Raw genomic sequence first — 11,279 nt, 5'->3', positions numbered from 1 at the left:
TCCTGCCACCCCGACAAAGAAAAGCCCTGCACGGAATGTGCGGGGCTTTTTTGTTGGTCCAAGGCGAAAGCTTGCTTTCTAGCCGCAGGGCCAACAAAAAAGTCCAGGCAGGCGTTAGCCTGCGGGCTTTCCTTTGTCACTTCCCCACTCAGAATCACCGACCAGCGGGAGGTAATCCTGAATTTAGAAGTTAGAAATACGAAGCGTTTCCGGTAAAAATGAAATTGTTTTAGATGTAACTCCGCTCACAAGCCACCGGACCAATAAAAACACTATGGAGGCGTTAGCCTGCGGGCTTTTCTTTGTCACTCCCCCCACTCAGGACCACCAACCAGCGGGAGGTAATCCTGAAATTAAAGTATAAATACTAGGGGTTATACGAACAAAAGAAGCAACCGAAGCTCAATCCAGAAGCAATAATAAATATGAAATATCATTTAATTATTCATTATTTTTATTGCCTATAATTTTTCGACTTAAATCCACAAAATGAAAAAAGCTTTGATTACGAAATTCTCAGGATTATTCCTTATGCTAACACTTTTTCTTTCTTTTGCAAGCTGCGATAAAGATGATTTAACAGCTAGTATTAATGTCAATTCAGAAAACAACAATTCCGGAGATGTCAAAGGCAACGGAGGAACAGCTACAAAAACTTGGAGTTTTGCCAATTCCAGTTCAAAAGCAGGCTGGGATATGACCATAAATGATGCTACCAATGGAAGCTTCAACTTGACCTTAAAAGATGATGCCGGAACCGTGATGCTTGATAAAACCTTAAGCGCAGATTCTGGCGCAAAGTCCGCCGATGGCACAACCGAAGAGGGTATCCCAGGTGAATGGACTGCCACTATAACCCTTAAAAGTTTTGATGGTACTGGCGACTATTCCTTTCTCTAGAAAAAAATATTAATCAATAAAGAAGAAGAAAATCCCGGCAGGAGCTAGCCTTCGGGCTTTTTTTTGTCACTTCACCACTTAGGATACCTACCGCTTGAAGTTTATCCCTAAAAACAAATTTAATCCAGAAATAATTTTCTGCGAGGCCTTTTTTTCAAGGATACCAAAACTACTTTCCACGTTTTTGTTAGGCTCTATAAACGGAAGAATTTTTTTTAACAAATTCAAAATCTATCTTACTTAAAATTTAAAAGTTATTCCCAAGTAGTTTTAAGTTTTTATGTTGTTAACAATTAATATCTTAGATTTGCATATATGACTGAAACCCCGAGAAATGATGCCCGACAATTACGAAAACTCAATTTTGACCTTTCTAATTACTTTTCCAATACTATAATTCCACAGCTATTTGTAGATGCTGATCTCATTTTGAGGATCTTCACGCCACCTGCGATGAAGCAGTTTTCCCTTAGCTATGATCATGTGGGTAAGAATATCGCTGATGTAAAAGATAATCTACGCTATCCCAGCGTTGTTGAAGATATTCAGGAAATAATAGATAATTCGAGCAAGGTTCTTGAAAAAGAAGTGCAGACCACTGACGGTCGCTGGTTTCAGATGAATATTGTACCTTATATAGAGCACGAAGAAGACGTTATCAATGGGGTTATCATCACTTTTGTGGATATAACAAGGCGATTGAAGGCATTGAGAGAATTAGAAAAATTAAACTCTCAGTACGAGACTCTTAAGTATGCATTATCACACGACATTCGGCAACCCATTTCGACCATTACTTTAATCGCTGACGGGTTATTGATGGCACATCAAAAAAATGATTCAAGACAGTTCAAGAAATGGATCAATACCCTCAAAGAATCCTCGAGAACCCTGGATGCCATAGTTGAGGATTTTACCTCAGGGAAGGTGGAAGAAAATGGACAGGCTACAGATGAGATGGCGCTGAACATTGAAGAGATCAGTTATGACATACTTACCGCCCTTAAAGGAGATATCAGAAGTAAAAAGATAAAGATTACCACAGATTTGAAAGTAAGAGAAATTATCTTTCCCAAAAGTAGTCTGAGAAGTGTGTTTTACAACCTTATTCATAATGCTGTTAAATTTAGTGATCCCAATAAAACATCAGAGATTAAAATATCCACCGAGGAAGTGGACGGTTTTGTGATACTTTGTGTTAAAGATAATGGATTGGGTATAGCAACAGAGGATCAGAGACGAGTGTTTAAAAAATCTTCAAGATTATTTAAAAATATCCAGGGAACCGGGATGGGGCTCTATGTAGTGAAAAATATGATCGAAGAAAATAAGGGCAGGATAAAACTCGAGAGCGAAGAGGGAGAAGGTACTACCTTTAGTGTCTTCTTTAAAAAGGAGCCTAATCTGCCTGTTTAGCTTAGTTTTCTGCAAATTTGGAGTTCCTCTAACTAAGCTAATCGGAACTCCTAAGATATACTGATTGGCTGACACAAAGGTGGATGTAAATTAATCCAGTCATCCAGTTGATAAAAGACCAATACATAAAGTAGGCCTTCTTTGTCACCAGGCGCTCATGCCCACTATATCATTTTATGTCTTTTTAAAAGGTTTAAAATAGCTTCCTGAAATTACTCGTTCTCGTTACGAATTTTATCAGAAATATTTTCTCTTCAAATATCTAAACCCCAATCTACAGGGCCTTAGCCTTCAATGACTTTCATCATATTTTCTTAGCAGATTTTTGATTTAATTTGATAAAGATGTGATCCAATGAAAGCTGTTATAATAATTTCTGCTTTTCTGTTTTTTTTCTCGTGTTCAAAGTCGGTTGAGAAAACTACACCTCAAAGGACCAAATTGGTAGAATCTGTATATTCCTCTGCAATTATTCAACCGGATAGTCTTTATCGGGCTTACGCCACCGTAATAGGGATACTTGATAAGAATCTGGTCGAGGAAGGTGACCTGGTTGAAACTGAAACACCTATAATTCAACTCATAAATATTGCTCCTGAATTAAATATGGAGAATGCAAAACTGAGTTTTCAGCAAGCCAGGGATAATTATAGTGGAAAATCTGCACTGCTTAAATCATTGGAAAAGGAAATTCAATCGGCCTCTCTTAATTTTCGAAATGATTCTATCAATTTTATGCGACAGAAAAGACTGTGGGAGCAGAACATAGGCTCTAAAACTGATTACGAAAACAGAAAGCTGGCCTATGAACTATCCAGCAATAATCTTCAGCTTTTAAAAGAAGAATATGAACGTACCAGGAAAGAATTATCAATTCAGGTTAGACAGGCTTTGAACACTTATAAGGCTTCGGAATTTTCTTCCGGGGAATACACCGTCACCAGTAAAATGAAAGGTCTTGTTTATGCCCTGTATAAAGAGCCCGGTGAAATTGTTAATACGGTAGAACCACTAGCACTTATTGGAAGTGCAAATAATTTTGTAATAGAGCTCCTGGTTGATGAAATGGACATTGTCAAACTGGAAGTTGGGCAGAAAACCCTGGTCACTTTAGATGCCTATGGTTCCCGGGTTTTTGAGGCTAGGATTAAAAAAATATATCCGGCTAAAGATGAAAGTTCCCAGACTTTTAAGATTGATGCTGTTTTTATGAAGGATCCCCCCAAATTATTTCCTGGCCTGGTGGGAGAAGCTAATATCGTGGTTGCTGAGAAGGATGATGCATTAGTCATTCCTAAAGAGTTTCTTCTGGATGAAAACTATGTGCTCACCGAAGACGGCCCCAAAAAGATTGTTACCGGACTTCAGGATATGGAGCACATAGAAATTATTTCCGGTATAGATGAAAATGAACCTGTTCACAAACCAGACCAATGAGATCCTGGAAGGTAATATTGGAAATCGCAAGGACGCATCTTTTCACTAAACTGAAATCTACCGTCACAGCATCAATTGGAGTTACTTTTGGGATTGCCGCTTATATTACCTTGGTCAGTTTCATGACAGGTCTTAATTCAATGTTAGACAACCTGATTTTAAATCAGGTGCCCCACATTCATCTCTTTAATGAAATTAAACCCAGCGAAAAGCAACCAATCGCGCTTTATAATGATTATGAAGATGCCCTCCCTATAATTCATTCAATAAAACCCAAACAGAACCAGAGGAAAATTCATAATGCCTTACCGATCCTGAATGATCTTGAGAAGAATGAAAAGGTTCTGGGCGCAACCCCGCAAATTCAAGCCCAAATATTCTACCTGTCAGGAAATATCGAATTAGGCGGAAATTTAACCGGAGTAGATATTATGAAAGAATCCAAACTCTCAAATATTCAGGATTATATTACCCAGGGAACCGTTTTGGATTTGAGAAATACTGAAAATGGAATTCTACTGGGATCGGGAATAGCTGAAAAATTGTCGCTAACTGCGGGGAGAAAAGTATTGGTAAGTACAGCCAGGGGAGACAGGTTCCATTTAAAGGTAGTGGGTATTTACCAAAGTGGTTTAGCCGAAATTGATGACATTCAGAGTTTCGCAAACCTTAAAACCGTACAAAGGATTTTAGGCGAAGCTGAAAACTACATCACCGATATCAATATAAAACTTAATGATATCACTCATGCCCCTGCCCTGGCCAAAGTCATGGAAAAAAAATATAATGTGTCTGCCGTAGACATTAATGAAATAAACGCGCAATTTGAAACAGGAACCAATGTCAGAAATCTTATCACTTATGCGGTATCTATCACGCTATTAATTGTTGCGGGTTTTGGGATCTATAATATTCAGAATATGCTTATTTATGAAAAGATGAATGATATAGCTATTCTCAAAGCAATTGGTTTTTCGGGGTCAGATGTACAACTGATTTTCCTGAGTCAGGCGGCTTTCATTGGAATCTCCGGAGGGATTCTTGGATTAATCCTCGGCTTAGGGCTGTCTAATCTTATCGACAATGTTCCCTTTGAAACCGATGCCTTGCCCACTATAACGACTTATCCTGTAAATTATAATCCGGCCAATTATGTAATAGGGATCTTTTTCGCTCTTCTATCTACTTTTATCGCGGCTTATTTTCCTTCAAAAAGGGCAAAGAATATAGATCCGGTGCAAATAATCAGGGGAAACTAAAGTAATTATGAGTCTAATTCTGGAAACAAAAAATATCAATAAATATTTCGGAAAGCTTAAACCATTCCATGTGCTCAAGGATATTTCTATGGGAGTCAAAGAGGGCGAATTTGCCAGTATTATGGGCAAATCGGGTTCCGGCAAATCTACTTTACTTTATATTCTTTCTACTATGGATACCGATTATAGTGGAGAGCTTTACCTTCAGGATGAACTTGTAACCGGGAAATCTCAGCAGAAACTATCACATATTCGGAATAAGAAGATAGGTTTCATATTTCAGTTCCATTATCTTTTGCCAGAGTTTAGTGTAATAGAGAATGTAATGCTCCCGGCAAAAAAATTAGGATTAAAAACTCCGCAGGAGATCAGGGAAGAGGCTATGGATTTACTTCAAAAACTGAATATTGACCACCTGGCTTCGCAAAGGGCATCAAAAATTTCAGGAGGAGAGAAACAAAGGGTTGCTGTTGCACGTGCGCTTATAAATGAACCAATACTTCTTATAGGCGATGAACCAACCGGGAACCTTGATAGTTATAACTCAGAGAATTTATTCCAGATTCTGAAGACTTTGAAAGACGAAAAAGGTTTGTCACTGCTTATGGTAACGCATGATGAAGATCTAGCCAAAAGAACAGATAGGATTATATACCTGGAAGATGGGCGCATTACTAAATAATTTCTATTCCGGCCATAAAGGTCAAACACTTATTCACTATCTTTAATAGGAATTTCAGCCTTAAATTTAGTAAGATGAGTGTAACAGTTAACAGGAAAGATGTCCATTTCCTTCCGGATTCGAGTAGGATCCTGGCCCGGTTTTTCAGAGCAGGAGATTTAAGAACGCAAAAACTTATTGCCAGAGTTTTATCCTTAGATAAAACGCAGGTTGAATTAGCGCTGGAACAAACCTTGCGGGAATTTGCTCATCGCCACAGAAATATCTCTCGTGTTTTTAAAAAACACTCTGAGCATCTTCACGGGATTATGGAAGAGATGAAGATAGACATTTCACAACTATCTGAAGAGCAGAAACTACTGATAGGAGCCTATTGTACTATGGAATATTCTATAGAATCTGCAGCATTCTTTAATCCTTCAATTATGGAAGATTTCGATCAAACCCTACTGGAACCTGGTGAAAAGAGGGTAATTCTATCTTTCAGGGCAACGGGTGAAGGCCATATCTCCTCCATTGTTTTCCGAAGAGCTATAATCGACAAAAATTGTAATCTTAAATTAAGAAAAATTGGAGAAGATATAGATATGCCGGAGATCTCTCATAAAAAACTCTATGATAAGGGACGTTTTATTGAAAAATTAAGGGAAATGGAGATTCCCGAAAAGTATTTAATGACAATAATGGAACACCTTCCTGAGAAGTTTGAATACTATGCCCTAAAAGAGTCGGTGGCCCAGGTCTTAAATAATAAACGCATTAAGGCTGAAAAACGGATGGCTTTAGAAGAAATCACCTGGTTGGTAGATTCTTTCTATGACCTGAAATTCCATCACGATTCAGATATTTCAGAAAGGGTTATTTTCCCGATATCTGCTTCAGAAAGTCGGGGAATTGAGGATGCCCGTTTTGTTTGTTTCCACGACGAGGATGAGACAACTAAGATTTACGCTACTTATACCGCCTATAACGGCCACACCATTTTACCAAAGCTTGCCTCTACAGATGATTTTTATACCTTCAGAATAATGCCACTTCATGGAAATGGTGCAAAAGACAAGAATCTTGCCTTTTTTCCGAGGAAAGTAAATGGAAAATATGCTATGCTTGCCCGAATCGATGGCGTAAATAATTACCTCATGTTTTCTGAAAGACCAACCCTGTGGAATGATCCAATTAAAATACAGGAACCTAAATATCCCTGGGAATTTACTCAAATTGGAAATTGTGGTTCTCCCATCTGGACCGAAGAAGGTTGGCTGGTTTTAACGCATGGCGTAGGCCCTATGCGTCGCTACTGCATTGGAGCGTCCCTGTTGGACCTCGATGACCCCACCAAAGAAATTGGAAGATTAAAAGAGCCCCTTATTGCCCCACTGGAAAGTGAGCGCGAAGGATATGTTCCCAATGTGGTATATTCCTGCGGATCTATAATTCACAACAATAACCTGATCCTGCCTTATGCCGTATCTGATTATTCTTCCACATATGCTGTGGTGAATATGGATGACTTATTTGCAGAGTTGAAAAAATAACAGCTTTAATTTATTCTCCGTCTAAAGGAGTTTTTTTGCGCATTTCATCAAAAAAGTCGGTTTTTTTGGTGATCACACAATTGGCAGCATAGAGATATAAGGCAGCACTCCAGGTTTGCCAATCCTGTCCTTTGGGAGCTCCATCCTGGGCTTTTATCCATTCATTAAAGCCAAATTCCAATTCGGGATCCCGGGACTTAGAAACCACCCTGGTTAATTCCAGCAGTTTTTTCTCTGCCAGAGTATATTTTTCAGCAGCCACCAAGGCTGCTATATAAATTCCACTTATAAATGGCCAAATTCCGCCATTATGGTAATCGCCGGGAAGATTGAAAGAGCCGTATCTCTCGCGCCAGTCAAGGTCTCTGGGCTTAATAAACGGAAAAAGATTTGGAGGGAGATCTACCGCCAGGTTTCCGCTTATTTTCATGGCTTCGCATTCCTTTTCGATCCAGGTGATCATCTTTCTGGACCTGGAAGGGGAACTTAAGCCGGAAAGAATAGCCAGACTGTTCCCCAGAAGATCGAAACGTTCACTGCTTAATATTTTATAAGACCAAAGGGCGTAATAGGGTTTATTTTTTAAAACCAAACCTTCATGCACATAATGATGCATTTTTTTTGCAGTAATGGTAAATCTTCCCATTTCATTTCGAATAGAATCAGCTCTTTTATTATGGCCTAAAATTCTCAAATAACTGTATACGAGCGTATTTACAAAAAGTCCATATCCTAACACCCACTGCTCATCCCTCCAGTCACTAGTGGGCTGTTGAGCCACAAGGTATTGATCTGCAGGACTTTGATATTCCATCCACAAAAGTGCTTTATCCACAGCTTCCTTTAGAAAATCGGGGTCTTTTAGAAGTTTCCGGTATATGCCGACACCGAGCAAAAACAAAGGCGTAGTATCACTAGCTCCCCTATCTTCCTTGTCATTAGCAAGAGAGGGAATATGCCCCTTTCCAGACTGTGTCTCAGAAAGTTTTTCCAATACCTTTCTGTAACTGGCGATCAGTTCAGTATTTCCGCTCACCCCTACGCCTAAAATTGCAAGCATTAGGTCCCTTGTATAAGGTTCTGGATAGCCCCAGGCAGCTGTTCTTGGTAGCCCATGCCTTGTGCCCCTGGAATTATTAATTAAAATGTCCAAAGCGGCTTTCTTAGCTGCTTCAACCTTATTTCTATTTTCAGTATTCATCCTGCTCAGCTTTAATCAATTCCAAGCTTATCCTGAATTATCTGGACAAACCTACTTGCCACGATTTTGTAGTCAAAATTTTCAACTACATGCTTCCTGGCCGCTTCCCCCATATTTTGGCGTAATTCAGCATCATGCATTAGCTGCAAAAGATATTTTGCAATATCCTGCACATTTGCCCGATAATCCACAGTCCGCGGAAAATCAAAACTCACCTTATGATTTTTTTTAAAACCCGATTCTTTGCCCAGAATCACGTCATTTACCACATTCTGTTTAGCAATTTCAGCAAGAAATGCAGTTTTATTATGAATAAGCGTGTCTAGCATCCCCATAGCATTTAAACTAATAACCGGCTTACCGCAGGCACCGGCTTCTACCTGCGGCATTCCAAATCCCTCCAGGCGGGAAGGTGCCGCATAAATATCGCAGGCACCTATCAGGTAGGGCATAAAATTTCGGGAGGTGGTGTTAGTAGCGTAAAGGATGTTCTTTTCAATTCCAAGCTGGTTGGCCAGTTCCAGATCAAGGAGGTTCTGGGCTTTTGTTCGTGGCTGGGGCCATACTTTACAAACATATTTCCAGTCCGGGGCCTGAATATCGATTATTGCCAAAGCCTGCATCACTTCCTGTGCTCCCTTGGAGGCTGCGTCACCTCCAACGGTAAGAATCATTACCTGTTCGGGGGAAATCCCAAGACCGTCTCTTACCGCCTGAATTTTTGGATCATTTTTATCAATAGGAACAAATGCTTTTGTATCACAACCTACCGGAAGTACTTCAATATTATCGGGTTTAATTCCGTCCCGCACATACATTTCCTTAACCCAGTTTGAGGTTACCAAAATAAGTGGTAACTCATTGAGAATTTCCTGGTAATTGGCAATATAGCCATCGGCAACCAACCAGGGAATTGCCTGAACTCCATATCGCTGTGGGTGCAGAATAAGATGGGGTGTATGGCCCCAATACCCTACCCCTACCACAATATCCGGTTCAAACCAACGATAATACCATTCTTTCTCCAAGGCCGATTCAAAATGAACGGCGTGGGCATCGATTCCCAGTTCCAGGAGCCCCCTGAACAAAAGATCTCCCTGGGTAGCCAGTCCTCCCGGAGAAGGCGGATAATCGTAAAGCACCAATACTTTCATATATCTTCAGTTTTATTATTAGTATTTTCTGATCGGGAGACTTTGAGCCATTTTATGGCTTGCTCTGGTTCAGTGAATTTCCAGAAGGCTTCGGTTTTCGGAGTGGTTTCAACCTCAAAACCTCCGTTGTCAAAACCATAGATTTCGGTGATAAGCGAATATTTTTTACGCCAGATTTTCTCCGGAAGGGGTTGAAGAATAGAAGCAACTGCTATGGCTTTAGGGTAATATGTTTTTCCACCATCTTCATAAGCAAAGGTCCATAACTCGTTCGTCTTCAGTTCATTTTCATCCCAAAGCCGGATAACTGCTTTTCCGGTTTCCTCGTGCCTCCTGTGTCTTGTATATTCCCCGGCGGGATCGTGAGTTATGATAAGATCAAAAAAATGAGATGGCAGAAGCTCAAGAATTGTTTCCTTGATTACTTTGTCCTCCAGCCTTACTTGTTCCGGGCCATCATCCAAATCCCCCATTCCCCCTTTGGCGTTTAGGAAATCCAGAACTTTAAAGAATTTAGGAGCCCGGTCAGGATCTGATTTTCTGCAGAGAGAAATTATATGCCAGTTCTGTTCAGGATGCATGAGAATAAGGCCTCCGCACCATAAAGTTTCATCATCGGGATGAGCCACGATGACCGCCACATTCATTCCTGGGGTATCCAGGATAGTCTTCCTCTTCATATTTTGAATTCTGAATACCTAAAGTTATCGGCAATTCAGGTGGGCATCAATGACATATATCAATATTCTCATCTTTTTTAGATCAGAAGCTTGACAAAGAGGTATAAAGCTTTGCTTGAAAACCCCGAAGAATGTGGAATAAAAACAGAATAAACTAAGAAGAACGGATTTACCGCTCTTCCTTAAAAAATATCAGGAGGAAAATTCAAAAATATTAACGGTCTTTTTCTCTCCTCTGAAGGTAATCTTTATCAGTAAGATCCAGGATCATGGGAGTGATACTGGTTTTACCTTGTTTAACGGCCCAGCGATCTGAACCTTCATCCTCGGGTTCGAGGGGAATTACGGTAAACCAGTAATGCTGCCGGCCCATGGGATCTTTATTAGCGATCACCTTTCCGTCATAATGCCTTACTGATTGCGAGGTCCAAAGAATTTCGCCATCTGGGAACCTTGGAAAATTTATATTAAGAAGCTCGCGGTCTTCCTCGTCAATGACTTCATCAAAAGCCGCTTTCACAAAAGGCTCCAAAGACTCAAAATCTGGTTCCCCCTCTCCTACTGAAACACTAAAGGCTATGCCTCGTACTCCAAAAAGTACCGCCTGTCTGGCTGCAGAAAGTGTCCCCGAATGCCAGGCAGAATTTCCAATATTGGAACCAATATTAATTCCGGAAACAACAAGATCTATATCTTCCATGAGATGAGTGCCGAGGGCCACACAATCAGCAGGGGTTCCGCTAACCCTGTAGGCTTCAATTCCTTCAAAATGTATCGGGGAGTTTTTATAGGTAATGGGTTTGCCCGATGTAATTGCCTGTCCCATCGAGGACTGTTCCACATCTGGGGCCATAACGATTACTTCCCCATAATTTGAAGCTACTCTGGCCAGGCAGGATAGCCCGGGGCTGTAAATACCATCATCATTAGTTACCAGGATTTTCATATTTTATATTTTAAATTTCCATTGTTACTGGAATTTAATTTACGAAAATATAAACGGCTAAAAGTCTTT

The 11,279-nt window shown here is 40.1% G+C and carries 11 protein-coding genes; 7 read left to right on the top strand and 4 right to left on the bottom strand.

Features of this window, described 5'->3' with window-relative positions:
* The 7 genes from ACESK1_RS06080 to ACESK1_RS06050 form a co-directional block, all read left to right on the top strand.
* Positions 1–194, top strand: a 194-nt coding sequence (locus tag ACESK1_RS06080; protein ID WP_372918962.1) for a hypothetical protein, incomplete at its 5' end; no start/stop codon positions are given.
* A gap of 295 nt (positions 195–489) precedes the next feature.
* On the top strand, positions 490–900 hold the full coding sequence (locus tag ACESK1_RS06075) for a hypothetical protein (RefSeq protein ID WP_372918960.1): 411 nt from the start codon (positions 490–492) through the stop codon (positions 898–900).
* A gap of 315 nt (positions 901–1,215) precedes the next feature.
* Positions 1,216–2,316, top strand: a complete 1,101-nt coding sequence (locus tag ACESK1_RS06070; RefSeq protein WP_372918958.1) for a PAS domain-containing protein — start codon at positions 1,216–1,218, stop codon at positions 2,314–2,316.
* Between the two features lie 354 nt (positions 2,317–2,670).
* Positions 2,671–3,753: an efflux RND transporter periplasmic adaptor subunit gene (locus ACESK1_RS06065; RefSeq protein ID WP_372918956.1), complete on the top strand. Its 1,083-nt coding sequence runs from the start codon at positions 2,671–2,673 to the stop codon at positions 3,751–3,753.
* Positions 3,750–5,012 (top strand): ABC transporter permease, encoded by a 1,263-nt coding sequence (locus ACESK1_RS06060; protein WP_372918954.1) that lies wholly within the window; start codon positions 3,750–3,752, stop codon positions 5,010–5,012. The genes ACESK1_RS06065 and ACESK1_RS06060 overlap by 4 nt, the downstream gene beginning before the upstream one ends.
* 7 nt (positions 5,013–5,019) lie before the next feature.
* Positions 5,020–5,694 carry an ABC transporter ATP-binding protein gene (locus tag ACESK1_RS06055; RefSeq protein WP_372918952.1) on the top strand — a complete coding sequence of 225 codons (675 nt, stop codon included), beginning with the start codon at positions 5,020–5,022 and terminating at the stop codon, positions 5,692–5,694.
* Positions 5,695–5,768: 74 nt separating this feature from the next.
* Complete coding sequence (locus tag ACESK1_RS06050; protein ID WP_372918950.1) at positions 5,769–7,229, top strand: glycoside hydrolase family 130 protein; 1,461 nt, start codon at positions 5,769–5,771, stop codon at positions 7,227–7,229.
* Between the two features lie 10 nt (positions 7,230–7,239).
* Here ACESK1_RS06050 and ACESK1_RS06045 read toward each other — a convergent pair whose 3' ends face one another.
* From ACESK1_RS06045 to surE, 4 genes are all read right to left on the bottom strand, one after another.
* Entirely contained in the window at positions 7,240–8,430 is a 1,191-nt protein-coding gene (locus tag ACESK1_RS06045; protein WP_372918948.1) for a glycoside hydrolase 100 family protein, read from the bottom strand.
* An 11-nt stretch (positions 8,431–8,441) separates the two neighbouring features.
* Positions 8,442–9,584: a glycosyltransferase family 4 protein gene (locus tag ACESK1_RS06040; RefSeq protein ID WP_372918947.1), complete on the bottom strand. Its 1,143-nt coding sequence runs from the start codon at positions 9,582–9,584 to the stop codon at positions 8,442–8,444.
* Positions 9,581–10,264 carry a PIG-L deacetylase family protein gene (locus ACESK1_RS06035; protein WP_372918945.1) on the bottom strand — a complete coding sequence of 228 codons (684 nt, stop codon included), beginning with the start codon at positions 10,262–10,264 and terminating at the stop codon, positions 9,581–9,583. The genes ACESK1_RS06040 and ACESK1_RS06035 overlap by 4 nt, the downstream gene beginning before the upstream one ends.
* A gap of 214 nt (positions 10,265–10,478) precedes the next feature.
* Positions 10,479–11,210, bottom strand: coding sequence for a 5'/3'-nucleotidase SurE (gene surE, locus ACESK1_RS06030; RefSeq protein ID WP_372918943.1), 732 nt, complete (start codon positions 11,208–11,210; stop codon positions 10,479–10,481).
* Positions 11,211–11,279 lie beyond the last annotated feature (69 nt).

The organism is Salegentibacter sp., from assembly GCF_041642575.1.
In the GTDB taxonomy this organism is placed as follows: domain Bacteria; phylum Bacteroidota; class Bacteroidia; order Flavobacteriales; family Flavobacteriaceae; genus Salegentibacter.
This window is presented reverse-complemented; position numbering and strand designations above follow the sequence as displayed.

What these genes read in the sequence shown, in the direction of transcription:
- ACESK1_RS06060 (WP_372918954.1), top strand. Translation starts at nt 3,750, where the DNA reads ATGAGATCCTGGAAGGTAATATTGGAAATCGCAAGGACGCATCTTTTC.
- surE (WP_372918943.1), bottom strand. Translation starts at nt 11,210, where the DNA reads ATGAAAATCCTGGTAACTAATGATGATGGTATTTACAGCCCCGGGCTA.
- ACESK1_RS06070 (WP_372918958.1), top strand. Translation starts at nt 1,216, where the DNA reads ATGACTGAAACCCCGAGAAATGATGCCCGACAATTACGAAAACTCAAT.
- ACESK1_RS06075 (WP_372918960.1), top strand. Translation starts at nt 490, where the DNA reads ATGAAAAAAGCTTTGATTACGAAATTCTCAGGATTATTCCTTATGCTA.
- ACESK1_RS06065 (WP_372918956.1), top strand. Translation starts at nt 2,671, where the DNA reads ATGAAAGCTGTTATAATAATTTCTGCTTTTCTGTTTTTTTTCTCGTGT.
- ACESK1_RS06055 (WP_372918952.1), top strand. Translation starts at nt 5,020, where the DNA reads ATGAGTCTAATTCTGGAAACAAAAAATATCAATAAATATTTCGGAAAG.
- ACESK1_RS06040 (WP_372918947.1), bottom strand. Translation starts at nt 9,584, where the DNA reads ATGAAAGTATTGGTGCTTTACGATTATCCGCCTTCTCCGGGAGGACTG.
- ACESK1_RS06045 (WP_372918948.1), bottom strand. Translation starts at nt 8,430, where the DNA reads ATGAATACTGAAAATAGAAATAAGGTTGAAGCAGCTAAGAAAGCCGCT.
- ACESK1_RS06050 (WP_372918950.1), top strand. Translation starts at nt 5,769, where the DNA reads ATGAGTGTAACAGTTAACAGGAAAGATGTCCATTTCCTTCCGGATTCG.
- ACESK1_RS06035 (WP_372918945.1), bottom strand. Translation starts at nt 10,264, where the DNA reads ATGAAGAGGAAGACTATCCTGGATACCCCAGGAATGAATGTGGCGGTC.